Origin of the sequence: Bacillus yunxiaonensis, assembly GCF_037104695.1 — a bacterium.
GTDB lineage: Bacteria > Bacillota > Bacilli > Bacillales > Bacillaceae_G > Bacillus_A > Bacillus_A yunxiaonensis.
In genome coordinates, this window is record NZ_JBAWSV010000005.1 from 392,442 (window position 1) to 418,320 (window position 25,879).

A 25,879-nucleotide genomic window follows, 5' to 3' on the forward strand; every position below is an offset into this window, starting at 1 on the left:
GTAGTATATAAGCATTAAATACAGAATGCAACATTTTTTTGTTTCTTCCGCTTTAATCCAGCTTTTCTCCTTGAAAAACACCTGATTTCTCTAAATATTTCCGTAGCATTTCATACTGCCCACTTTGCCAAAATGCAGTTGAATCCACAAGTAAAGCTGCATCTTGCCTAGCTGTTTCTAATGCTCGATAATCATGTACCATATCAGCTACTTTAAATTCAGGTAAACCACTTTGCTTACTTCCAAAGAAATCCCCAGGACCACGCAGCTCCAAATCTTTTTCTGATAACACAAAGCCATCATTTGTCTCTGTCATAATACGCATGCGCTCTTTTCCCGTTTCTGATTTCGGATCAGCAATTAAAATACAATAAGATTGTTCACTTCCACGCCCTACACGACCACGAAGTTGGTGAAGTTGTGATAATCCAAAACGTTCCGCATCATAAATAACCATTGTTGTTGCATTCGGTACGTTCACACCAACTTCTACAACTGTTGTCGAAATGAGAATTTGTACTTTATTTTCACTAAATTGTTGCATTACTTCATCTTTCTCCTGAGAAGAAAGGCGTCCATGCATTAATCCAACTTGAAATTTCCCTTGATAATGATGAGTCAACATACTATGCAAATCAATTGCATTTTGCACGTCCAGTTTCTCTGATTCTTCAATTAGCGGGCAAATGACATATGCTTGTCGTCCTTTTTTCACTTCTTTCTCAACAAATCCAAGAACACGCTCAAACATATCGTGTTTCGCCCAGTACGTTTCAATTACTTTACGCCCCGCCGGCATCTCATCAATAATTGATACATCCATTTCACCAAACGCAGTAATCGCCAACGTACGAGGAATTGGTGTTGCCGTCATAAATAAAACATCTGGACTTTCACCTTTCTCTCTCAAAACCCGGCGCTGCGCTACACCAAATCGATGTTGCTCGTCCGTAATAACAAGTCCAAGCCTGTGAAATATGACTTCATCTTGAATTAAAGCATGCGTTCCAACAAGAATATCAATCTCTCCTTGTTCTAGTCTAGCTAATATATCACGACGACGCGCTCCCTTTACAGAACTTGTTAATAATTCAATATTCATATTAAAATGAGCAAACGTAGATACGAGCGATTGATGATGTTGCTCAGCCAAAATTTCTGTCGGTACCATTAATGCTCCTTGATATCCAGCTAATTTCGCCGCATATAAAGCAATAGCAGCAACTACCGTTTTCCCCGAGCCTACATCCCCTTGTAATAAGCGATTCATTCGATACGGTGACTGCAAATCTTTCATAATTTCCAAAACTACACGATGCTGCGCATTCGTTAAAGGAAAAGGAAGTGCACCTATAAACTCTTCTAACAACTCAAGAGAGACATCTTTTTCTATCCCTTTTGAACTTTCTCGTTCCATTTTACGAAGTGCTTGCATTTTCAATTGGAACAAGAAAAATTCTTCATATACAAAGCGCCGGCGCGCCTGTTTCATATCTTCTTGTCCACTAGGAAAATGCAAGGCATATAACGCTTCATAACGAGATAATAATTTATACCGAGACAACAACCCATCTGGCAGTACTTCTTTCACAAAAGAACCGTATTCTTTAAATGCTTGCGCAATAAAACGCCGCATCTGTTTTACTGTCAATTTCCCTTTAACCGAATATACCGGCTCTACTTCTTGTTGACGTACAACAGGTCCAAAGTGGAGTTCAGATACCGAAATTGTTTGACGGTGTTGATCCCACTTTCCAGTTATCGTTATTGTTTCATCAATATTTAATTTCTGCTTATAGTACGGTCTATTAAAGCATACGGCTGTAATTAAATAACGCCCAACGAGAACACGTACAGTGAGACGAGATTTCTTCTTTCCATAATACTGCAACAACGGCGCACTATGTACTTTTCCTTCCACCGTTACACGTTCTTCGTGCTTAACTTCAGCTAAATCTTTCATCGCATAGTCTTCGTATCGATATGGAAAATGCTCTAGTAAATCAGAAACCGTAAAAATCCCCATCTCATTTAATAATACAGCTGTTTCTTCTCCAATTCCTTTCACATCCGTAATCGGAACTTGCACAACTTCATTCAAGATCTTCACGCTCCGTTAAATCTTATTCCTAACTCTTCACATACAATACGTATCTTCTTTCCTTGTACGTTATATCATCATAATGACTACATATCTCCATTCGCATTTTAAATACGCAATCTCTACCTCTCCTATTCTACCATAGCATTAGTAAAGCGGAACAGTCGTTTCCCCCTTATCTAGCCACATATACCAATCCAAATTCCAGCTACCTATTTCTATTTTCCTACCATTTTCTTCCTATGTAGCACTTATTATAAAGCGACATTTCCATCAACGGGGTCTTACTGCCCACGCATAGCGGGATAAAGCGGAACTTCCATCAGCGGGGGGTGCTTCATCCCCCACTGATGGAAAGCTCTCACCAATCGGACTTTTACGGGCAGTTATCCCACACCTATCTTCTGTAGAAAAGCGGAAGCGGCTCGCCCAGAATCGCAGGACGTTGGAGCTCAAGGCAGAGAGGTGCTTTTTGCCTCGTCCGAGGGGGCGAAACGACCGGAGATTCTAGCCGCTAGAGCTGGACAACGATTTTCTCCGAATCTTGAGGCGGGAGCTTACTGCTCGTTCATACGGGATAAACAAGAAAGAGAGCCTCACTGCATTAGCTAGTAAGGCCCTCTCATTATTTATATTGTCTCACCCTATGCAGAGCAATCCCATTTTCGAAGGAGATACGCTACGTACAAAGTTCGATTAGCGGAGCTAACCACTAACAGGGATGAAGTTTCACTTTATTCGACAGAAAAAATAAAGGAATATATAGGTTGATTTCCGTTATGAACCTCAACCTCTACATCTTCAAATTTTTCTTCTACAAATGCTACCAATGCAGCTACCTCTTCTTCCGATGCATCCTCACCTTGTAAAATCGTTAAGATTTCTGCATCTTCATCAAGCATATTTTCTAACAGCTTTTTCGCAGCTTCTAATTTCTTTGCATCCGTTGATACAATTTTTCCATCGGCAATGCACATGAAATCATCTTTATGAATTGTTACACCATCAATCTCTGTATCACGAACCGCATACGTAATTTGGCCTGTCTTCACATGAGTAAGCGCCTCATTCATATTTGCTGCATTTTCTTCCAGCGTTCCTACTGAATTGAATGCTAGCATCGCTGCCATACCTTGCGGAACTGTTTTCGAACGAACAACGATTACTTCTTGGTTCAGTACAGAAGCAGCTTGTTCTGCAGCCATTACAATATTACCGTTGTTTGGTAAAATAATAACTTTTTCTGCATTTGCTTCTTCAATTGCTTTTACAATATCCTCTGTACTTGGATTCATCGTTTGGCCGCCTTCAATAACTACCGTCGCGCCGATACTTTCAAACAATTCTTTAATACCAGATCCCATCGCTACCGTTACGATTCCGTAAGGCTGCTTTTCTGCAGATTGTTTCACTTCTTCATGCATCACTGCAGGCTCATCTAATAAAGCGGTATGTTGTTCACGCATATTTTCTACTTTAATATTAATTAGGCTACCATAACGTTGTCCGTAGTTCATTGCATCTCCAGGATGCTCTGCATGAATGTGAACTTTCACGATTTCATCATCAGATACAACCAGCAATGAATCACCGTACACGCTAATATCTTCACGGAATTTTTGCTCAGAGAAGTTATGTTCTTTCATCTTCTCTTCGTCTAGTTTGACCATAAATTCTGTACAGTAGCCATATGTGATATCTTCTGTACTCAATTGGCTTTGTACACTACGGTGATGTTCTGCACGTACCATTTCATTCATAGATGGTTGCGCTGGCTCATCAGAAGTAATTGTTTCACCTTTTAACTCAGCTAAAAAGCCTTCATACACAACAACAAGGCCTTTACCACCGCTATCTACAACACCAACTTGCTTTAATACAGGTAATAAATCCGGCGTACGATTTAAAGATGCGTTCGCCTCTTTCACAACTTCTTCCATAAACAAAACAAAGTCGCGTTGTTTTTTCGCAACTGTGACTGCATGTTTACTCGTTTCTCTTGCAACAGTTAAAATCGTTCCTTCAATCGGTTTCATAACTGCTTTATATGCAGTTTCTACACCAGCTTCTAAAGCATCAGCAAAATCAACTGTTGTTAACGTTTCTTTTTGCTCAATAGATTTTGAGAAGCCACGGAAAAGCTGAGATAAAATTACGCCAGAATTTCCACGTGCTCCCATTAATAATCCTTTCGCTAAGCTCACTCCGACTTTCCCAGCATGCTCAGAAGGATTTTTCTTTACTTCTCTCGCTCCTGAAGTCATCGATAAATTCATGTTTGTACCGGTATCGCCATCTGGAACTGGAAAAACGTTTAAAGCATCAACTAGCTTGACGTTATTTGTTAAATTATTTGCCCCTTGCAGAATCATTTGGGCTAAACGCTTCCCATCAATTTTTTGAATTGACACAGATTTTCCTCCTTAATGCACATTACAAGTTTGTTACTTTTACTCCTTGCACGTAGATGTTTACAGAATCTACTGCTAGTCCTACTGTTTGATCTAATGTATACTTCACTTTCGTTTGAACATTGTGTGCTACCTCTGAAATTTTTGTACCATAGCTCACGATAATATACATGTCAATATGTACTTCATCATTCTCTTTACGAACAATAACGCCTCTTGTGAAATTTTCTTTTCGTAAGATTTCTGTTAATCCATCTTTTAATTGATTTTTTGACGCCATACCAACGATGCCGTAGCAATCTACTGCAGCGCCTCCAGCAATTGTTGCAATTACATCTGTACTAATATCAATTTGACCGAACTTTGTTTTGATTTCAATTGACATCTCTTTTCCCCCTTTAGAAATGGTGAAAGTGAGCTAGACTACTTTAATTACTATCATATAATCTTTTCAAAAAAAATTCCAACGTTCTTTACTTTCGCTCTCGTATTTATAGAATAATATAGCACTTCTTTTTATGATGAGCACAATAGTCCATTTTTATTATACAACACATATCCCTATAATATGTCAAGTGATTTTTCTTGATATCCGCTTTTCTTATATATAGTGTCAAGTAATTTTTCTTGATTTCTTTCTGATACACTGTTGCATTCTCTTTTTAGTTGTGTTAAATTATAGTAGTGTTTTTAGCATCGCATAAAAGACTAACATTGAAAATTACGTAGGTTACGGTAGTTAAGGGAGGGAAATATAGATGGCTCGTGTTTGTGCTATTACTGGAAGAAAAGCTCGTTCTGGTAACTCTCGTTCTCACGCAATGAACGCTACAAAACGTAAATGGGGCGCTAACCTTCAAAAAGTTCGCGTACGCATTGACGGTAAAGTTCAACGTGTTTACGTTTCTGCTAGAGCATTAAAATCTGGCAAAATCGAACGTGTTTAATAATAAAAAAGAGCCTTTTGGCTCTTTTTTTATTATCCTCATGAAAAAAGCACCGGTAACAGGTGCTTTTTTTATTCCTTTTTAAAGGTATTCAACACCGCGCGAACAATTCCACCAAGAAATTTTGGCAACTTAATTGTATAAAATCTCATGGTTTCCCTCCTAATCCCCATTACTCCACTTGTTTACTATATGACGTAGCGACAAAAGTAGTTCTTCAATCAGTGCTTCTTATCACCATTAATATGCCAGAAGTAAATGAAAAAGTACCTTTTTCCGCAACGAGTTCATTACTAATACAAAGTGTTGATCCCCATTCTATCGTTTTATCTGTAAGAGGATATTTAAAACCGCGAAGTGTAATTCCCAATACTATTTCTGTAACAGGAACAAAAGATATGTAAGGAAATGATGAATTTTCTTCTATTGTATATGCACCTGATTCTTTAACAAAAATTTCATTTTTATAATCTACAATGCTCATGTTCACATTTGCTCGTAAGCCCTTTAGTAGCATTTGAGTGTTTGCTAAACCATGATCCAATCTTCCACCTGTTGCACCAAAAATACGAATCTGTTCTGGTTCTTGCTCTAAAGCCCAATTAATTGCAATCTCTAAATCCGTTTGATCCTTTTCTTTCGGTACAATATGCAAGTCTTGTTTTTGTTTTCGCATCCATACTAACTCTTCTTCTGTAACAGAATCATAATCACCAAAAGCTACTTGTGGTGTTATTCCGAGCTGTAACAAACGATATACCCCTCGGTCAACAGCTGCCCATACAACCTCCTCACTCTCATATTTTGAAAAATCCGCCCAACACTCTACTGGACCTCCAGCTAAAATATGAATAATCATGTTCTCTCTCCTTCTATAGAAAAAAGGCAATCTACCAATAGCTAGATTACCTCTTTCCTTTAACCATTTTACCAATCTACAGATTCATTTTTATCCTGCTATTTGCATGCAGTAAGACCTCCACCTTAAGATTCAGAAAAAGGTAAAGAAGATAGGTGGGGGATAACTGCTGGCATGCGCCCGATTGGTGAAAGCTTTCCATCAGTGGGGGATAACCCCCACCACTGATGGAAGTTTCACTTTATCCACGAATAGCTGCAATTGCCGCCCCGCGATCTTTTTGATTGTATACAGCGGATCCTGCAACGAGAACATTCGCTCCTGCTTCTACACATAATTTCGCTGTTTCTATATTAACGCCGCCATCAACTTCAATCTCTACTTGTAAATTGCGTTCACGAACCATGTCAGCAACTTGTTTAATTTTTGGTAATACAGAATGAATGAACTTTTGACCACCAAAACCCGGATTTACCGTCATAAGTAACACCATATCTATATCTCCTAATACATGCTCAATCATAGAAACTGATGTATGTGGATTTAAAACAACACCCGCTTTAATACCATGCGACTTGATTAATTGAATCGTACGATGTAAGTGCGGACACGCTTCTACGTGTACTGTAATAATATCCGCTCCTGCTTTTGCAAAAATAGGAATGTACTGATCCGGGTTTTCAATCATAAGATGAACATCTAATGGTAAAGAAGTAATTGGACGAATTGCTTCTACAATCAACGGACCAATTGTAATATTTGGAACAAAATGTCCGTCCATTACATCGACATGTATGTAATCCGCTCCGCCTTTTTCTACATCTTTAATTTCTTCTCCCAATCTTGAAAAGTCTGCTGATAAAATCGATGGTGCAATTTTAATCATCATTAATACCTCGGCTTTCTATCTCTAATTTCTTCAACGAATTGCATATAGTGCTCGTAACGATAGCGTGTAATGCCACCTTCTTCTACAGCATCTTTTACCGCACACTTCGGCTCAGAAAGATGCGTACAACCTCTAAATTTACAGTATTGACTCTGTTCTTTCAATTCTGGAAAACAATATGTGAGATCTTCTACTTCTATATCGATAAAATCCAGCGAACTAAACCCAGGTGTATCTGCAACAAGGCCGCTTCCTACTTCAATTAATTCCACATGTCTTGTCGTATGCTTACCTCGTCCTAAATGAGCTGAAATTCCACTCGTTTTTAAAGCTAAATCTGGACGTAACACGTTTAAAAGAGAAGATTTCCCTACACCAGATTGTCCCGCTACAACAGAAACACAACCTTGTAAAAACGGCTTTAATACTTCTATGCTCTCTGAAGTTGTCGTTGAAGTAAATACTACATCGTAACCAATTGCAATGTAATCCCGTGCATACGATTCAATTGTTTCACGTGTTTTCGCATCTATTAAATCCATCTTACTGATACAAATAATTGGTTTAATATTATGAAACTCGATTAAAACTAAAAAACGGTCTAATAACAATGGATTAAACTCTGGTTCTACTGCAGAAAATACAAGCAGCGCTTGATCAACGTTCGCAATCGGCGGGCGCACAAGTTCATTTTTTCGCTCTAATATTTCTAGAACATATCCTTCGCTCGGATTTTCAGCTTGGAATACGACTTGATCGCCAACAAGCGGTGTAATTTTATGTTTACGGAATACACCACGTCCTCGGCACTGCGTTACCCCCTCTTCATGCTGCACATAGTAAAATCCACTTAAAGCTTTTATAATTTTCCCTTCTGGCATACATTCTCTCCTTCATTTATCTTGTTCTAAAGAACATAAAAAGCCAATTTCTTTTTATAGATATTCATAATAGACTTTAGAACGAGATTCGTTCAACTCACCATTTATAAGTTCCTAACGTGAGTTTCACTTTACCCTGTTGGATACAGAACTTCTTTTTCGATTAACGTCGTTCCGTCACGAACAATTTTATAACGTCCTTTATTTCCTTCCTGAATAACAAACTCAAGAGAAATTGTCGTAGACTCTGTTATCGTTCTCGTTTCAAACGGCTTATCCATAGTATTCTGCATATCTTCTTTATATATTTCAATTGTTTGTGGTTTTTTCTCTCCAGTTGCCGGTGCTTGATACTCGATTGGGATATTGTCGACTTTTACAATTTTTGTCGGTTTTTCTTTAGGTCCATCAGAGACAACAATTGTTACTTTTGTCCCTTCTTTTAAGTTCGTATCTGGCTTTGGTGATTGTGAAATAACAAGCCCTTTATCAACTGTATTTGAATACTCTCTCTTTATTTCTGGTACAAGCTTTTTATCGTTTAAATAGCTATTCACACTATTTTCTGTCCAACCAGAAAAATCAACAAGTCGAATTTGTTTCGGTCCCTTACTAATCCACACTTTTATTTCTTGTTCTTCCTCTACAATAGATTGTCCTGCTTCAGGAATTTGTTCTACAATTTCATCTTTCGGCTTTTCACTTTCAATATAATAAGGTACAACGCCCTTATATTGAGTTAATTCATCTTTAATCTGAGTATATTCTTTCCCAATTAAATTAGGCATTTTTTTCTTTTGTTTTCCACCTGATTGAAAAATCGTGATTTTTGTATTCTCTCTCACAATCCGTCCTGCCGCTGGATTTGTTTTAATGGCCTTACCTTCTTCCACTTCATCTGTATATACAACTTGCGGTGTCGTCAATTCGAACCCTTTATCAACAAGTGTATTGACAGCTTTTTCATAGGTCATACCAGACACATCCGGCACTTTGACTTCCTTTGGAATAAAGAAACCTGGAATAACTGTCACTGCCAATATTCCACACACAACTAAAAATATGAAAGTCGCAAGTAAAATTTTGAGCCATCGATTGCTTTTCTTTTTTTGTTTTTCTTCTTGTTTCACTTCATTTTGCTGCTTTTCTTCTTTCGAATTTCCAGATAAAATAATCGTTTCTTCACTATTTGTATTTATCAATTGCTCCTGCTGAATGATAGGAATTGCCTTTGTTGCTTCCATATCTTCAGGTATATGGAAAGGTTGTTCATTTATTCGTTCTGGATATAATGCTGTTTCAATATCACGTTTCATTGCATTAGCAGATTGATAGCGATGAAATGGGTCTTTCGTTGTTGCTTTCAAAATAATATTTTCTACACTTTGTGGAATATCAGGATTCCATCTTTTCGGAGATGGTGTTTCATTTTGCAAATGTTTAAGAGCAATAGAAACAGCAGATTCTCCAGAAAACGGCGGCCTTCCTGTTAATAGTTCAAACATCACAATTCCAAGTGAATAAATATCTGATTGCTTATTGGCAACACCGCCTCTTGCCTGCTCAGGAGATAAATAATGAACAGAACCAAGAACAGAATTTGTATGTGTAATCGTCGTTGCGCTTGTCGCTGTTGCAATACCAAAGTCTGTGACCTTCACAACACCATCACTTCGAATTAAAATATTATGAGGCTTAATATCACGGTGAACAATTTCAAAATGATGCGCATGAGCCATCGCAGCAGTTAATTGTTCCATAATATCAAGCGCTTCTCCTACAGGAAGAAGACCTCGCTGTTGTATGTATTGCTTTAACGTTTGACCAGGCACATATTCCATAACAAGATAATAAATTCCATCTTCTTCTCCGACGTCATACATATTAACAATATTTGGATGCGACAACGTCGTGACCGATTGAGCTTCTCGATGGAAACGCTTAATAAACTCATCATTATTCGAATAATCAAGGCGTAACATCTTTACAGCTACATCGCGATCAAGTATGTCATCATGCGCCAAATATACATTGGCCATTCCCCCGCCACCAATCATTTTAAGCAGCTTGTAACGGTCATTTAGGCGTCTTCCAATCATCACGTTGTAATTCACCTACTTTCGTTCGCCGAATCCGCATAATCAATAATGACAAGAGTAATGTTATCTTCACCGCCAAGGTCATTTGCAAGCTGCACAAGTTGTTCGCTTTTTGTTTGCAAAAGCTCATCAGATTGTAAAACCTCTTTCATACGGCTCATTGCAACTTTATTAGATAACCCATCGGAACAGAGCAACAACTGATCTCCCTCTTCTAATACTAAAGTTTTCGCATCTAATATAACGGTTTCTTCCGTACCAAGTGCTCTTAATAAAACATTTTTTCTTGGATGATATTCAGCATCTTCTTTTGAAATTTCTCCATGTCGAACGAGTTCATTTACAAGGGAATGATCTTCGGTTACAAGTGACATATAATCGTCCGATAACATATAACAGCGACTATCTCCAATATGGCCAATTGTAACAAAAGTAGCTGTGCATATAGCTGCAACGATTGTTGTCCCCATTCCACTACATTCTGGATGTTCTCCAGAATATTTGTATACACGTTCATTAATAATTTGAGCATGATTATGTAACCATTGTTCTGCTTTTTTAGGCGTATCCATATTATACGTTTGTTCCCAATAGTCATGGAACAATTGGATTGCCATCGAGCTGGCAACATCGCCCGCTCGATGACCTCCCATTCCATCTGCTACAACCGCTAAAACAGCTCCATCTAGATTATGAAATACTCCTGCACTATCTTCATTATGTTGACGAACTTTTCCTTTATCTGATAGAAACACGGTTTTCATCATCTCACCTCGTCTCTTCTTTGCGCTCCTTTGCACGCAATTGACCGCAGGCTGCATCAATATCATGACCTTGTTCACGACGAATCGTTACGTTAACACCACGATCTTTTAATGTTTTTTCAAACAAGAAAATTTGTTCGCGCGGTGTTCTTACATAATCGCGTTCTGGTACATAGTTAACTGGAATTAAGTTAACATGACATTTCACACCTTTTAACAGCTGAGCTAATTCCTCAGCATGTTCGACTTGGTCATTTTCTCCTCCAAATAAGCCATATTCAAATGAAACACGGCGCCCTGTTTTCTCGATGTAATATTTGATAGCTTCCATTAAATCCGGTAGCTTGTATGCCCGGTTAATTGGCATTAATTTTGAACGCAGCTCTGTATTTGGAGCATGTAAGGAAACCGCAAAGTTAATTTGTATATTTTCTTCAGCAAACTTATAAATTTTCGGGATAATTCCACTTGTTGATACCGTCATATGACGCGCTCCAATGTGAAGCCCTTTTTCATGATTCACGATACGTAAAAACGCCATTAAGCTGTCATAATTATCAAACGGTTCTCCGATTCCCATAACAACAAGAGAGCTTACACGCTCATCTGTATTATCTAGCTCACGTTGTACTTCGACAACTTGTGCAACAATCTCACCAGCTTCTAAATTGCGTTTTAAGCCGCCAAGTGTTGATGCGCAAAACGTACAGCCAATTCGGCAACCAACTTGTGTTGTTACACAAATTGAATTTCCATAATCATGGCGCATTAATACTGTTTCAATAGAATAACCATCATGCAATTGGAATAAGAATTTAATTGTTCCATCTGAAGATGTTTGCTTTACCAATGTTTTTAAAGTTGTAATATCAAAGGAATTCGACAATTTTTCACGCAATCCTTTAGAAAGGTTTGACATATCCTCAAAAGTTGCTACACGTTTTTTATATAGCCAATCAAAAATTTGACCAGCACGGAATTTAGGTTCTCCTTGTTCTTTTAACCATTGTTCCATATCATGAAGCTGCAGAGAATAAATAGACGGTTTTTTTGTTTCTAATTCTTTTTTTTGTTTTTTTACAGTTGTTTCCATGATGCTACACCTTCTTTCTTAAACAAGCGATATAAAATCCATCCGTCGCAAAGTAATGCGGTAAAATTTGCACTCCACCTTCTACTACATACGGATGCACGTCTTTTGGCAATCGTTCTTTCAATGTTGTATCCCATTCAAATTCAGGATGTGATTGTAAAAACAGCTCTACCACTTGTTCGTTTTCTACTTTTTCAATTGTACACGTACTATAAACAAGGCGTCCTCCCTTTTTCAACAAAGGAGCTACCTTTTCTAAAATAGATAGCTGAATATTTGCAAGTCTTTCACTATCTTCTTTTTGTTTTCCAATTTTAATATCTGGTTTACGGCGAATTACACCAAATCCAGAGCACGGAGCATCCACTAATACTTTATCAAAACTCTCTTGTTCAAAATGTTCTTGTACTTTCCGGGCATCGAGCGTTTTCGCTTCTACATTTTCTAATTGAAGACGCTTTGCTTGTTGCTGAATTAAACGCACTTTGTGTGGATGTAGATCAAGAGAGATGACTCTCCCTGTTCCTTGTAAGCGTTCTGCAATATGCGTTGTTTTCCCACCAGGAGCAGCGCAACTATCAAGAATAATATCTCCCGCTTCCGGATTAAGTGCACGAGCCACAAGCATGGAACTTTCATCTTGGATAGACAACAATCCTTCTTGAAATGCTTTTGTATGAGCTACATTTCCTTTTTCTATTTGAATTGCATCTTCTGACAAATCACCATGTTTTGCTTGAATTCCTTCTGTTTCTAGCATTTGAAGCGCCTCTTCTACAGATGCTTTCGCCACATTCACTCGAGCGGTTGGAACTGGTGGAAGTAAGTTTACTTCACACATTTTTTGTGCCGTTTCAATTCCGTATGCTTCTACCCATTCTTTTACAAGCCATTCTGGATGACCTGTCGCAATTGCAAGGCGTTTTTCAGGACTTTTAATCTCATCTAACGATGGAACACCTTCACGCTGAATAGAACGGAGTACCCCGTTCACAAGACCTGCAATTCCTTTATGTCCACGGCGCTTTGCGATTTCAACCGCTTCATGAATTGCCGCTCGCTCTGGAACACGATCTAAATATAACATTTGATACAAAGATAAGCGAAGTAGCACTTTTACCCACAGTTCAATCTTTTTCCGCAAAAACGGCTGTAAATAGTAATCAAGTGTATCACGTCTTTGAATTGTTCCATATACAACTTCTGTTAACAATCCAACATCTTTTTTATCAATATTGCTTTTTTCAATAAGATTGTTTAAAAGCAAATTACTGTATGCACCGCTTTTTTCAACTTGTAATAAGCCGTCAAGAGCTAATTCACGAACGTTTTGTTTCATGCGTCTACTCCTAACTTCGTACCAATTTCAGGCTTTGTTCCACGCAAAAATTGTGAACAGCTCATGCGCTTTTTACCAGATGGTTGCAACTCGGTAATTTTAATTGCCGTTTTATTTCCTGTTGCCACAATAAAACCATCTTCTTCAACTGCTATAATTGTTCCGGCTTCGGCTTGCTCCTTTACAGAAACCTTTTCTCCCCACCATACTTTTACAACTTGTCCTGCTAAAGTCGTATAAGCAACTGGCCATGGATTTAAACCACGAATATGATTGTAAACCTCTTCACCTGTTTTCATCCAATCAATCTTTTCTTGCTCACGTTTAATATTGTAAGCAAATGTTGCTTCGTCTTCATTTTGTTTAATTGGTTCCAACTTCCCTTGTATTAACAGCGGAACAGTTGTTGATAATAAGTGCGCTCCAGCCTCACTTAATTTATCAAATAATGAACCAGTTGTTTCACGTTCTTCAATTTCTACTTCTACTTGCGTTAAAATATCGCCGGCATCTAATTTTTCAACCATATACATAATAGTAATACCTGTTTTTTCTTTTCCTTGCATGATGGAATAATGGATAGGTGCACCGCCGCGAAGTTCTGGGAGTAATGAAGCATGGACATTAATACATCCGTACTTCGGTGCTTCTAAAATTTCGTTTGGTACAATTTGTCCGAACGCAGCTGTTACAATTAAATCCGGCTCTAGCGCCAACACCTTTTCATATTCATCTTTTTCACGAATTTTTAACGGTTGTAACACCGGAATACCATGTTTTTCTGCTTCAGCTTTAACAGGTGTTGGTGTCATAATCTTTTTTCTACCTACTGGACGATCCGGCTGTGTCACAACACCAATCACATCATATCCATCTTCAATAAGACGACGAAGCACCGGCACTGAAAAGTCCGGTGTTCCCATAAATACAACTTTCACCATTCACAAAACTCTCCTTTTACATCTCTTCTAATTCGTTTTCTTCATAATATCGCGTTACTTTAGATGTAAATAATACACCGTGTAAATGATCGATTTCATGTTGAATTGCACGAGCTAAAAATCCGTCTGCTTCTAGTAAAAATACTTTTCCACGGCGATTTTGAGCACGGACTTTAATATACTCGGCACGTGTTACATCACCAAAAAGCCCCGGAAAACTTAAGCAACCTTCGGGACCTACTTGTTCACCACGTTGTTCCAAAATAATAGGATTAATCAACTCAATTTTCCCGTTATCATCATCAATGTCTACAACAGCAACCTGCAAACTTACACCAACTTGCGGTGCTGCTAAACCAACACCATCTGCGATCAACATTGTTTCGTGCATGTCTTTTAACAGTTTCACTAACTTTTTATCAAAGTTTATAACACGTTCACACGGCGTTTCTAATACTTCATTTGGATGTTTTACAATTTCTAACGTTGCCATACTTCTCTCCCTCTCAACATACAATGAGATTCAAATAAAGGTGCATCTTCTTATCCTGCTATTCGAAGGCGATAAGAGTTCAGTTGGTGAGATCTTTCCACAAGTAGTGAAATAAAGCCTCCCACTTGTATAAGTTTCACTTTATTTTATCCATTTGCCTCTGAATTTGACTGCTACATTAACATGGTTGGATTAAAATCAATTGAGATTTGCAAATCTTTCTGCATTTCTGCCTGATAATGTTCATTTACCATTTTGAGCACGTACTTTAAGTTTGGTTCCCGTTTGTATTTTATCATGCATTGATAGCGATATCTATCTTTTATACGAGGAATTGCTGAAGCAACCGGACCTAAAATCATCGTTTGCTGGGCACAATGTTGTCGTAAAAAACCAACAATTTTCTCTGTTACCTGCACCGCTTTTAATATTTCCGGATGGGATACTGTAACTAGTGCCACATAATAATATGGTGGATATTGCCGAATTTTCCTCATATACATCTCGCGTTCAAAGAACGTATCATACTGCTGCTGTTTCGCTAATTCTACACTATAATGTTCGGGTGTATACGTTTGAATAACGACTTCACCTGGAAGTTCATGACGTCCAGCCCGACCGCTCACTTGCGTTAAAAGCTGATATGTTTTTTCACTCGCCCTGAAATCCGGCAAATGTAGCATCGTATCTGCTGTTAATACACCTACAAGTGTTATATTTGGAAAATCAAGACCTTTGGCAATCATTTGTGTTCCAAGTAAAATATCTGCCTCTCCTGCACCAAATGATTTTAGGAGCTTTTCGTGCATCCCTTTACGACTTGTCGTATCAACATCCATTCGAATGACACGCGCCTCAGGGAACAATTTTGTAATTTCTTCTTCAACCTTTTGTGTTCCTGTTCCAAAGAAGCGGATATAGGAACTATTACAAGCAGGACAAGCATTTGGTAAATTTTCCTCATAACTACAATAATGACATTTCAAGCGATTATTCATCCTGTGATATGTAAGTGAAATATCACAGTGTGGGCATTGTACTACATAGCCACAATCACGACACATGACAAATGTTGAATGGCCCCTTCTATTTAAAAAGAGTACCATTTGTTCCTTTTTCTCTAACCGATCCGCCATTTTCTCATGAAGAAGCTGAGAAAACATAGAACGATTCCCGGCACGAAGTTCTTCTCTCATATCAATAATCTCAACTGACGGCAAATCCCTTTCATTCATACGCTTTGTCATTGTAAGCAGCTCATATACACCTTTTTTTGCGCGAGCAAACGATTCTAGTGTAGGTGTAGCACTTCCTAATACGACGGGACAATTGTGATATTCTCCCCGCCGAATTGCAACAGTACGTGCGTGGTAGCGTGGATTGTCCTCTTGTTTGTAACTCGATTCATGTTCTTCATCAATAATAATAATTCCTAAATTCTCAAATGGTGCAAAAATTGCTGAACGCGCCCCTACAACTACTTTGACTTCTTTCCGCAAGATTTTACGCCATTCATCATATTTTTCCCCAACAGACAATGCGCTATGAAGAACTGCAACTTGCGAGCCAAAACGCCCTTTAAAACGATCCACCATTTGCGGCGTTAATGAAATTTCAGGTACAAGTACAATGGCTTCTTTTCCTTTTCTAAGTACTTCTTCAATTGACTGTAAATAAACTTCTGTTTTTCCGCTCCCTGTTACACCGTACAGTAAAAACGTCTCATGCTTTTCTTTTGTAATAGAAGTTAATATCGGTGTAATGACTTGTTGTTGCTCTTCTGTAAGCGGCAATGGTTTTGTGCGCTCAAAAGCATCATCATCATACGGATTTCGATACACTTCCACATATTTTTCAGCTAACAAACCTTTTTTCACAAGAGATTTAATGGGAGCATCCGTCATTTGTAATTCTTCCAATACTATTTTTAACGGTACAGACCGATAGTGTTCCATAAAATAATACAATACATCTTGCTGCTTTTTACTCTTTAGATGAAAGGCCGTTTCCTCTAATTCTTCGTAAGGCAAAACAGGTTGAATCATTTTTTGTTTTTTCTTTTGCGCCTTATCCTTTACTTCATAAACAACTTCCACAGTCCCTTTCGCAATTTCTGTTTGTACTGCACGGTACAACTGTGGTTGTTCATCTAGCACATTCCAATCGATGCTTTCTTTTCCTTGAAAGAGCAATTTCACATTGGCCGCTACGTCTTCCGGTCGATGAAGACGTAGCTGTTTTTTATATGTCGCTTTAATTGCTGTTGGCAACATAACTTGGAACGCTGAAATTTTGAAGCAAAGTGTTTCTTCTGTAAGCCAACTTCCAAGCTGTAGTAATTCCTCATTTAATACAGGTGTTACATCTAATAATTCATGCAACGTTTTCAACTTATTTACATCTACATCTACTGTATCTTTTATCCCGATGACAAATCCTTGTAATTTTCGCGGTCCAAATGGAACAACAACTCGCATACCCGTTTGAACAAGATCTTCCCAACGCTGAGGAATAATATAATCGAATGGCCTATCCGTTTGCCTTGCTGGAACATCGACAATTACACTTGCAAATTTCATGCATGATCCTCTTCCAACATTGTTTCAACTTGTAGTAAAATCTCTCTCGCTACTTCCTGCTTTGCTAGTAGCGGCAATTCAACCATGGCGCCATTTCGTTTATACATTGTCACAATATTTGTATCCGTACCAAATCCTGCACCTTCTGCTTTTACATCATTAGCAACAATCATATCAGCATTTTTCTCACGTAATTTTTTCGTTGCATACTCTTCAACGTTTGTTGTTTCTGCTGCAAAACCAATGAGTAATTGATGCTCTTTTTGTTCACCTAATGTTTTAAGAATATCTATCGTGCGTTCAAGTTCAATAACCGTATCGCCATTTTTCTTTTTCATTTTTTCATCATAAACGATTTTCGGCCGATAATCTGCAACGGCTGCTGTTTTGATCACAACATCCATACTAGAATAATGATGTAAAACTGCCTCTAGCATATCTTGTGCTGATTGTACTTGTATTGTGGTTACATTCGCAGGTGGCGTTAACGCCGTTGGACCAGAAACAAGAATGACCTCTGCTCCAAGACTTGCCGCAACTTCCGCAAGCGCATAGCCCATTTTTCCAGATGAGAAATTTGTCATAAAACGAACTGGATCAATCTTCTCACGCGTTGGTCCTGCTGTCACTAGTATACGTTTTCCTTGAAGTGGCTTCCCTTGTGAAAAATGTACTTCTAACATTGCTACGATGTTTTCTGGTTCTTCTAATCGACCTTTCGCAACATATCCACAAGCTAAAAAGCCTTCTCCAGGCTCAATAAATGTATAACCTAATTTTTTTAATGTTTGCATGTTTTTTTGAACAACTGGATTTTCGTACATATGAACATTCATCGCAGGTGCAATCCACACTGGAGCTGTTGTTGCAAGAAGCGTCGTTGAAATCATATCATCTGCAAGACCATTTGCGAATTTACCAATAATGTTTGCTGTCGCTGGTGCAACAAGGACAACATCAGCCCAGTCTGCTAAATCAATATGAGCAATGACTGCTGAATCTTTTTCATCAAATGTATCTGTATATACATCATGGCGAGAAAGCGCTTGAAATGTAAGCGGTGTAACAAACTTCATTGCCGATTCACTCATTACTACTTTCACAAGCGCACCTGCCTGTGTTAATTTACTTGTTAGCGCAGCTGCTTTAAAAACAGCAATGCCTCCTGTAACACATAAAAGTATTTTTTTCCCTTTTAGCATAGGTCTCGTCCTCTTTCTTTTATGAAACTTAGTCCTATTCGAACTTCAAACCATTCATAATCACAAGCATACAATTAAAGTAAAACTTCCATCAATCGGGCGCGTGCCAGCAGTTATTTCCCACCTATCTTCTTTAGAAAAGCGGAAGCGGCTCGCTCAGAATCGCAGGACGTTGGAGCTCCCGACAGAGAGGCGCTTTTTGCCTCGTCCGAGGGGGTGAAACGACCGGAGATTCTAGCCGCTAGAGCTGGACAACGATTCTCTCAATCTTGAGGCGGGAGTTTTACTGCCCAAAAACAGCGGGATAAAAGTTGCCGCTCTCCTCCATCCTATATCGTAAAAAAATAACAACCTACTTGTAAATAGGTTGTTACTGTTACATAGAAAAGTATAGTATCTATGCCTCTATTTGTCGAAAAGAAAGCTTTATTTCTGGTTATTATCTTCACTTGGTTCGTATTTTAATAACTGTGCATCAATCTCTTCTAATGCTTTTCCTACACACTTATGAGATACTGGTTGCTCAACACCACAATCGTTATGCTCTTGCATTTCACGAGCACGCTTTGCAGCTACTGTTACTAGCGTATATTTAGAATCAATTTTTTGTAATAATGAATCAATAGATGGGTTTAACATATTATATTTCCTCCGTCATTTCTTTATAATATTTTGCTACTCGCTCACGGCGACAATGTTCACCTATCACAATTGCCTTAATACGTTCGCAAGCAAGTTCCACTTCATCATTTTCTACTACGTAGTCATAAGCATCCATCATTTCGATTTCTTCTTTTGCTACTGTTAAACGATTTTGAATTACTTCTTCTGTTTCTGTACCACGACCAACAATACGGTTTTTCAATTCCGATAAACTTGGAGGAGCTAAAAAGATAAATACTCCTTCTGGAAAAGCTTTCTTTACTTGAATCGCACCTTGCACTTCGATTTCTAAGAAAACATCTTTCCCTTGCTGCAATGTCTGTTCTACATAATCGATTGGTGTTCCGTAATAGTTTCCAACAAATTCCGCCCATTCAAGCAGTTTATTGTTACGAATCATCTCTTCAAATTCTTCTCTCGTTTTAAAGAAATAATCAACACCATCTACTTCTCCTTCACGTGGTTTACGCGTTGTAACAGAAATAGAGTACTGTAAATTTGTATCTTCTTGACTGAACAATTCCTTTCGAACCGTTCCTTTTCCAACACCAGAAGGCCCTGAAAGAACAATGAGCAACCCTCTTCTATTTCTCATATATATGTTAAACCTACCCTTCGTCACTTAAATCATCTTTATTGTTTAATCGATGAGCAATTGTCTCCGGTTGTATTGGACTTAATACAATATGTCCATCATCCATAACAATAACCGCTCGTGTTTTTCGACCATAAGTAGCATCAAGCAGCACATTTTGTTCGCGAGCTTCCTGTACTAATCTTTTAATCGGTGCTGATTCCGGACTTACAATGGAAATAATTCGATGTGCAGATACGATATTTCCATATCCAATATTTAAAAACCGCATGGCCATAGTTTGCGCCTCCTAGTAAGTCTATCCGATTTCTCCGTCTCGTATAACTTCGTATACAATTGACAACTACTCAATATTTTGTACTTGTTCACGAATTTTTTCAAGATTATTTTTCATTTCAACAACATATTTTGAAATTGTTAAGTCATTTGCTTTCGAACCAATTGTATTTATTTCACGATGCATCTCTTGTACAATAAAGTCCATCTTTCTTCCAACCGGTTCTGTACTTTGCAGCGCCTCTTGAAATTGTTCTAAATGACTTTGCAGACGAACTAACTCTTCATGAATATCACAGCGGTCTGCAAACACCGCTATTTCTGTAAGTAATCGTTGTTCCTCTAATTCTTGATTATGTAATTCTTTCAAACGGTTCTCCAAACGCTCACGATATTTTTGAATGACTGACGGCGCATAGGGAACAATGGCATGCACGCACGTGTGAATTTCTTGCAAACGATGCTCCAAATCTTTATGTAGTCGTTCTCCTTCACCATCACGCATCGTTTTTAACATACTAGCTGCGCAGCGAACCGCTTCATACAAACTATGTTCAAACGTTTCATTTACATTCTCAACTTCTTCAATTGCTGTCACTTCTGGCATAGCAATAAGCTGCTGCAATGTAATCGAATCCTGTAATTGAAATTTATCCTTCGCTTCTTCCATAATGAGCTTATATTGCTCTAAAAGGGACCAGTCCACTCGTAATTTCCGTTCAACGAGCCCTTCCCCTTCAACAATAATCGATACTTCAATACGTCCGCGGCCAACTTGTTCTGCAATTAATTTGCGGATTTTATCCTCGAACACCATCATTTGCTTCGGAAGACGAATATTCATCTCTAAAAAGCGATGATTGACCGACTTCATTTCTACTGTAATTTGAAACGCATCATTTTCTACTTTTGCGCGTCCAAACCCTGTCATACTCGAAATCATTTTATCACATCCAAGCCATGATCTTACTCAATGAAAAAGGTAATAGAGACTCTACTCTACTACCTTTTGAAATTATATCATACTTTTATCTCATTTACTATTTCAAGTTTACGCCTCTTTTATATACAATTGGTTTCTTCTTTTCAGACTTTCCGGTTAGTAAAGATCCCACTAATAAGAATGTTGGAATAGAAGAAAGCCCAACAATCAAGAGCCAATCTCTCGCTTGAATTGGCATGGTACTAAAAATCGGTTGCAATGGCGGATAATAAATCACGACTAACATTAGTAAAATCGAAATAAGCACCGCTCCTACTAAGTACATATTTCCAAATGGATTACGGTGAAATACAGAATGCTCACTGCGGCAATCAAACACATGGATAAGCTGGGCTAAAACAAGTGTTGCAAACGCAACTGTTTGCGCATACTTTAATTCATTTGGATTTTGATTGTGTGCAATAATGAATGCTAAGAGTGTCATAGCACCGATTAAAAAACCACGGCTAACAATTTTCCATGCAAGTCCTCTCGCGAATACTCCTTCTTTTGGATGGCGCGGTTTCCTACGCATAACATCACCTTCTGGTGCATCAAGCCCAAGTGCCATTGCCGGTAAACCATCTGTTACTAAATTCACCCATAATATTTGAATTGGTACGAGCGGTAATGGTAATGCTAGTATCATCGCAAATAACATAACTAAAATTTCTCCAACATTGGATGCTAATAAATAACGAATAAACTTCCGAATATTTTCGTAAATATTTCTTCCTTCTTTAATTGCTGCTTTTATAGTAGCGAAGTTATCGTCTAATAACACAAGAGATGATGCCTCTTTTGCAACATCTGTCCCAGTAGTCCCCATTGCTACACCGATATCAGCTGCTTTTATAGCAGGCGCATCGTTTACACCATCACCAGTCATCGCCACAATATGATCTTTATTTTGCAGCGCCTTTACAATTTTCAATTTATGTTCTGGAGAAACACGTGCAAAGACATACGTTTCATCTACAATATTTTCTAATTCCTCAACCGCCATGTTTGCAAGTTCAATTCCTTCCACAACGCGGCCGCCAGGTGGTAAAATCCCAAGCTGCTCAGCGATTGCCATCGCTGTTACTTTATGGTCTCCTGTAATCATAATTGTTTTGATACCTGCATCTTTACACTCTTGCACTGCTTGCTTCACTTCCGGTCTTGGCGGATCAATCATTCCTTGCAGCCCAATGAACATTAAATCTCTTTCTGCTTCTTGTTCACTTTGAATGTGATCAGTTGTTTTTAATGGTTTAAAAGCAACTGCAATTGTACGAAGTGCTTGACTTCCTAAATGATAAATCGCCGTTTGCACTTCGTTTCTATACAATTCTGTGAATGGCTGCTGTTTATTTCCCCATAAAATGGTTTGACTCATTTTTAATAAAACATCGGGTGCTCCCTTTGTTATCACAAATTTTTTACCTGCTTTGTCACGAACAATTACACTCATCATTTTCCGCGTTGAATCAAACGGAAACTCGTGAATGACCTCAAATTGATCCTTTATCCCTTCTCTTGAAATACCAGCCTTCATCGCTGCTGCAACGAGTGCACCTTCTGTCGGATCACCGTCTAATACATACGTTTTTTTCTTTTTTACAATATTTGCGTTGTTACATAAGCATCCAAATGTGAGAAGCTGATATAAAGAGCGAGCCGCTGTCGGATTTATTTTCTTATCACCTCTCAGAAATTCACCTTTTGGTTCATAACCTTGCCCCGTTATATTCCACATCTCACCACTCGACCATACATGTGTGACCATCATTTTATTTTGCGTCATCGTCCCTGTTTTGTCTGAACAAATGACAGATGCACATCCTAATGTTTCAACCGCAGGCAGCTTTCTTACAATTGCTTTTTTCTTAATCATACGCTGAACACCAAGCGAGAGTGCTACTGTCACAATGGCTGGCAATCCTTCAGGAATCGCTGCAACAGCAAGCGAAACACCCGCTAAAAACATATGATATGTTTCATTCCCTTGATACACACCAACCAACACAACGAGTGCCGTTAAAATTAATGCAACGACAATTAGAATTTTTCCAAGCTGCTCAAGTCTTCGCTGCAGCGGCGTTTCATTTTGCTCCGCATTTTGCAGCATGTTTGCAATTTGTCCCATTGCTGTATTCATTCCTGTTCCAATAACAACTCCAATGCCGGATCCCCTTGTAATCATCGTTCCCATGAACGCCATATTTGTTTGATCACCAATTGAAACATCCACTCCATGCAGAACATCAATTTTCTTTTGTACCGGCACGGATTCTCCTGTTAATGCTGACTCTTCAATATATAGACTCGAAGCTTCAATGAGACGCACATCAGCACCGATACGATCCCCGCTTGAAAATTTAATAATATCTCCAAGCACAAGACCTTTCGAAGGAATTTTCATCCACTTTCCATTTCGAAGTACAATTACTTGCGGGGCGGCAAGCTCTTTTAATGCTTCCAACGATTTTTCTGCTTTTCTCTCTTGAAAGAAACCGAGGATTCCATTGATAATGACAATTGCAACAATAGCAATTGCATCAACATATTCTCCTAAAAAAGCAGAAATAATTGTTGCTCCAAACAAAACAAGTACCATAAAATCTTTAAATTGCGCTAAGAACACAACAAGTGCAGAAGGCCGTTTTGCTTCTTGGAGTTCGTTTGGGCCAAGTTTTTTCAGCCGCATTTCCACCTCTTGCTCCGTCAATCCTGTTTTTACATTTGTATTCGTTCGCTCTTCAACTTCATGTGCACGCAGTTCATACCAATTCATCTCGCCACCTACCTCCTGATTGCAGACATGCTCTAATGAAAGCTTATTCAGCCTCGTCCGAAAAAATGCTATAATTAACTTTTAGTGAGAAAGGAGTGTTCAAAGTGGCATTCGATGGATTATTTACAAGAGCGATCACACATGAAATTGCAAATTCTCTTCAAACAGGAAGAATTTCAAAAATATATCAACCGTCAAAATATGAAATTTTGTTACATATTCGGGCACACGGAAAAAATCAAAAATTACTTCTTTCCGCACACCCAACATACGCGCGTATGCATCTTACAACACAAAATTATGATTCTCCTGCATTACCGCCAATGTTTTGCATGCTTCTTCGCAAACATTTAGAAGGTGGATTTGTTGAGAAGATTGAACAAATTGATTTGGAGCGGATTATTCAAATTACAATTCGTAGCCGTAATGAAATTGGTGATGAATCATTAAAAACATTAATCATTGAAATCATGGGGCGTCATAGCAATATCATTTTAGTAGACTCCAAAACAAATGTAATTTTGGATAGCCTAAAACACGTTTCCTTAGCGGTAAACCGGCACCGCACTGTGTATGCCGGGGCTGAATATATTGCACCGCCAACGCAACAGAAAATCAATCCATTGCAAATTGAAACGCAAGAAGAATTTATTCGACCGCTCGACTTTTTAGCAGGAAATATGGATAAACAACTCGTAGGAGCTTTTACAGGGATCTCTCCATTATTTGCAAAAGAAGTGGTTGCAAAGGCTGGCATGGCGAATGAACTTGCATTATCCGAAGCATTTTTCACATTACAAAAACCGTTGCTACAACATCAGTATACGCCTTCGATGATGGTTGCTAATGGGAAAGAATTCTTTTATTTATTCCCACTTTCACACTTAAAAGGTGAAGAGAAATCATTCCTATCTGTAAGCGAATTACTAGATCGTTTCTTCTTCGGTAAAGCAGAACGCGACCGAGTGAAACAACAGGCCCATGATTTAGAACGTTTTATGCAAAATGAAAAAGCAAAAAACGAAAAAAAATTAATTAAACTGCAAAAAACTTTAGAAGACGCGGGTAAAGCAGATAAATATCAACTATTTGGCGAATTGCTTACAGCCAATATGTATGCAGTGAAAAAAGGCGACAAAGAAGTTGAGGTTATCAATTACTATGATGAAAATAATGGAACTGTAAAGATTACCCTAGATCCATTACGCACACCATCAGAAAATGCACAGCGTTATTTCCAAAAATATCAAAAAGCAAAAAATTCTGTAGCAATTGTTGAAGAACAAATTGGAAAAACAAATGAAGAAATACGATACTTTGATAGCTTACTACAACAAATGGAATCTGCTTCTTCTAAAGATATTGAAGAAATTCGTGAAGAACTAGCCGAAGAAGGATATATGCGTAATCGCAAGGCGAAAAATGCAAAAAAGAAACCATCAAAGCCTGTATTAGATAAATATATCGCAAGTGATGGAACCGAGATTTTAGTCGGGAAAAATAACAAACAAAACGACTATTTAACAAATAAACTCGCACGCCGTGATGAAATTTGGCTTCATACGAAAGACATTCCAGGCTCACACGTGGTCATCCGTTCATTAGAGCCAAGCGATGAAACATTAGTTGAAGCGGCAAAGCTAGCTGCTTACTTTAGTAAAGCAAAAGAATCAAGCTCTGTTCCAGTCGATTATACAAAAATTCGTCATGTGAAAAAGCCGAGTGGAGCAAAACTTGGGTTTGTTACGTATGACAATCAACAAACAGTATATGTTACACCAGATGCAGATACTGTGATGAAGTTGAAGGCTTAAAGACAAAGAGATGATTACAATATCGTAATTATCTCTTTGTCTTTCATTTTTTACACAATCATTTTTAGTGTCAAATAATATAGACACAAAATGAGCTTGTGTGTCTATATTATTTGACACAGATATAAAAAAACGCTTTTCTTCGCAGAGCTTTACTCCCTACTCATACTGA

22 protein-coding genes are annotated in these 25,879 nt (G+C 38.2%); 2 read left to right on the top strand and 20 right to left on the bottom strand.

Annotated features, from left to right (window positions below; all coding sequences use genetic code 11):
* Window positions 1–52 precede the first annotated feature (52 nt).
* The 3 genes from recG to WAX78_RS16680 all read right to left on the bottom strand — a co-directional run bounded on the left by recG (window position 53) and on the right by WAX78_RS16680 (window position 4,897).
* Entirely contained in the window at window positions 53–2,101 is a 2,049-nt protein-coding gene (gene recG, locus WAX78_RS16670) for an ATP-dependent DNA helicase RecG (RefSeq protein WP_336483139.1), read from the bottom strand.
* A gap of 734 nt (window positions 2,102–2,835) precedes the next feature.
* Window positions 2,836–4,512, bottom strand: coding sequence for a DAK2 domain-containing protein (locus tag WAX78_RS16675; RefSeq protein WP_336483140.1), 1,677 nt, complete (start codon window positions 4,510–4,512; stop codon window positions 2,836–2,838).
* Between the two features lie 22 nt (window positions 4,513–4,534).
* A complete protein-coding gene (locus WAX78_RS16680) occupies window positions 4,535–4,897 on the bottom strand; it encodes an Asp23/Gls24 family envelope stress response protein (RefSeq protein WP_336483141.1) in 363 nt (120 codons plus the stop codon).
* 373 nt (window positions 4,898–5,270) lie between these two features.
* Between WAX78_RS16680 and rpmB the strand changes: the two genes are divergently transcribed.
* Window positions 5,271–5,459, top strand: coding sequence for a 50S ribosomal protein L28 (rpmB, locus tag WAX78_RS16685; protein ID WP_000124776.1), 189 nt, complete (start codon window positions 5,271–5,273; stop codon window positions 5,457–5,459).
* Window positions 5,460–5,530: 71 nt separating this feature from the next.
* On the opposite strand, the gene spoVM is transcribed toward rpmB, so the two are convergent.
* The 17 genes from spoVM to WAX78_RS16770 all read right to left on the bottom strand — a co-directional run bounded on the left by spoVM (window position 5,531) and on the right by WAX78_RS16770 (window position 23,893).
* Window positions 5,531–5,611 (bottom strand): stage V sporulation protein SpoVM, encoded by an 81-nt coding sequence (gene spoVM / locus WAX78_RS16690; protein ID WP_098309662.1) that lies wholly within the window; start codon window positions 5,609–5,611, stop codon window positions 5,531–5,533.
* Window positions 5,612–5,676: 65 nt separating this feature from the next.
* The gene (locus WAX78_RS16695; RefSeq protein ID WP_336483142.1) at window positions 5,677–6,318 is read right to left on the bottom strand and encodes a thiamine diphosphokinase; all 642 of its coding nucleotides are present in this window, start codon (window positions 6,316–6,318) and stop codon (window positions 5,677–5,679) included.
* Window positions 6,319–6,559: 241 nt separating this feature from the next.
* Window positions 6,560–7,204, bottom strand: coding sequence for a ribulose-phosphate 3-epimerase (gene rpe / locus WAX78_RS16700; RefSeq protein WP_336483143.1), 645 nt, complete (start codon window positions 7,202–7,204; stop codon window positions 6,560–6,562).
* Between the two features lie 2 nt (window positions 7,205–7,206).
* Entirely contained in the window at window positions 7,207–8,088 is an 882-nt protein-coding gene (rsgA, locus tag WAX78_RS16705) for a ribosome small subunit-dependent GTPase A (protein WP_336483144.1), read from the bottom strand.
* 131 nt (window positions 8,089–8,219) lie between these two features.
* A complete protein-coding gene (pknB, locus tag WAX78_RS16710; protein ID WP_336483145.1) occupies window positions 8,220–10,190 on the bottom strand; it encodes a Stk1 family PASTA domain-containing Ser/Thr kinase in 1,971 nt (656 codons plus the stop codon).
* A gap of 8 nt (window positions 10,191–10,198) precedes the next feature.
* The gene (locus WAX78_RS16715) at window positions 10,199–10,951 is read right to left on the bottom strand and encodes a Stp1/IreP family PP2C-type Ser/Thr phosphatase (protein ID WP_336483146.1); all 753 of its coding nucleotides are present in this window, start codon (window positions 10,949–10,951) and stop codon (window positions 10,199–10,201) included.
* Window positions 10,952–10,955: 4 nt separating this feature from the next.
* Window positions 10,956–12,044 carry a dual-specificity RNA methyltransferase RlmN gene (gene rlmN / locus WAX78_RS16720; RefSeq protein ID WP_336483147.1) on the bottom strand — a complete coding sequence of 363 codons (1,089 nt, stop codon included), beginning with the start codon at window positions 12,042–12,044 and terminating at the stop codon, window positions 10,956–10,958.
* Window positions 12,045–12,048: 4 nt separating this feature from the next.
* Entirely contained in the window at window positions 12,049–13,383 is a 1,335-nt protein-coding gene (gene rsmB / locus WAX78_RS16725; protein WP_336483148.1) for a 16S rRNA (cytosine(967)-C(5))-methyltransferase RsmB, read from the bottom strand.
* Entirely contained in the window at window positions 13,380–14,324 is a 945-nt protein-coding gene (gene fmt / locus WAX78_RS16730) for a methionyl-tRNA formyltransferase (protein ID WP_336483149.1), read from the bottom strand. Before fmt ends, rsmB begins: the two co-directional genes overlap by 4 nt.
* 16 nt (window positions 14,325–14,340) lie before the next feature.
* The gene (gene def, locus WAX78_RS16735; RefSeq protein ID WP_336483150.1) at window positions 14,341–14,817 is read right to left on the bottom strand and encodes a peptide deformylase; all 477 of its coding nucleotides are present in this window, start codon (window positions 14,815–14,817) and stop codon (window positions 14,341–14,343) included.
* Between the two features lie 173 nt (window positions 14,818–14,990).
* Window positions 14,991–17,396 (bottom strand): primosomal protein N', encoded by a 2,406-nt coding sequence (gene priA, locus WAX78_RS16740; protein ID WP_336483151.1) that lies wholly within the window; start codon window positions 17,394–17,396, stop codon window positions 14,991–14,993.
* Window positions 17,393–18,598: a bifunctional phosphopantothenoylcysteine decarboxylase/phosphopantothenate--cysteine ligase CoaBC gene (gene coaBC, locus WAX78_RS16745; protein ID WP_336483152.1), complete on the bottom strand. Its 1,206-nt coding sequence runs from the start codon at window positions 18,596–18,598 to the stop codon at window positions 17,393–17,395. Before coaBC ends, priA begins: the two co-directional genes overlap by 4 nt.
* A gap of 426 nt (window positions 18,599–19,024) precedes the next feature.
* On the bottom strand, window positions 19,025–19,237 hold the full coding sequence (gene rpoZ / locus WAX78_RS16750; protein WP_336483153.1) for a DNA-directed RNA polymerase subunit omega: 213 nt from the start codon (window positions 19,235–19,237) through the stop codon (window positions 19,025–19,027).
* Between the two features lies 1 nt (window position 19,238).
* The gene (gmk, locus tag WAX78_RS16755; RefSeq protein ID WP_336483154.1) at window positions 19,239–19,856 is read right to left on the bottom strand and encodes a guanylate kinase; all 618 of its coding nucleotides are present in this window, start codon (window positions 19,854–19,856) and stop codon (window positions 19,239–19,241) included.
* Window positions 19,857–19,869: 13 nt separating this feature from the next.
* Window positions 19,870–20,133 carry an extracellular matrix/biofilm regulator RemA gene (gene remA / locus WAX78_RS16760; RefSeq protein ID WP_336483155.1) on the bottom strand — a complete coding sequence of 88 codons (264 nt, stop codon included), beginning with the start codon at window positions 20,131–20,133 and terminating at the stop codon, window positions 19,870–19,872.
* Between the two features lie 66 nt (window positions 20,134–20,199).
* Window positions 20,200–21,075, bottom strand: coding sequence for a YicC/YloC family endoribonuclease (locus WAX78_RS16765; RefSeq protein WP_336483156.1), 876 nt, complete (start codon window positions 21,073–21,075; stop codon window positions 20,200–20,202).
* A gap of 97 nt (window positions 21,076–21,172) precedes the next feature.
* Window positions 21,173–23,893, bottom strand: coding sequence for a calcium-translocating P-type ATPase, SERCA-type (locus WAX78_RS16770; protein WP_336483157.1), 2,721 nt, complete (start codon window positions 23,891–23,893; stop codon window positions 21,173–21,175).
* A 104-nt stretch (window positions 23,894–23,997) separates the two neighbouring features.
* Here WAX78_RS16770 and WAX78_RS16775 point away from each other — a divergent pair, with 104 nt between their 5' ends.
* On the top strand, window positions 23,998–25,707 hold the full coding sequence (locus WAX78_RS16775) for an Rqc2 family fibronectin-binding protein (protein ID WP_336483158.1): 1,710 nt from the start codon (window positions 23,998–24,000) through the stop codon (window positions 25,705–25,707).
* The last annotated feature ends 172 nt before the right edge of the window (window positions 25,708–25,879 follow it).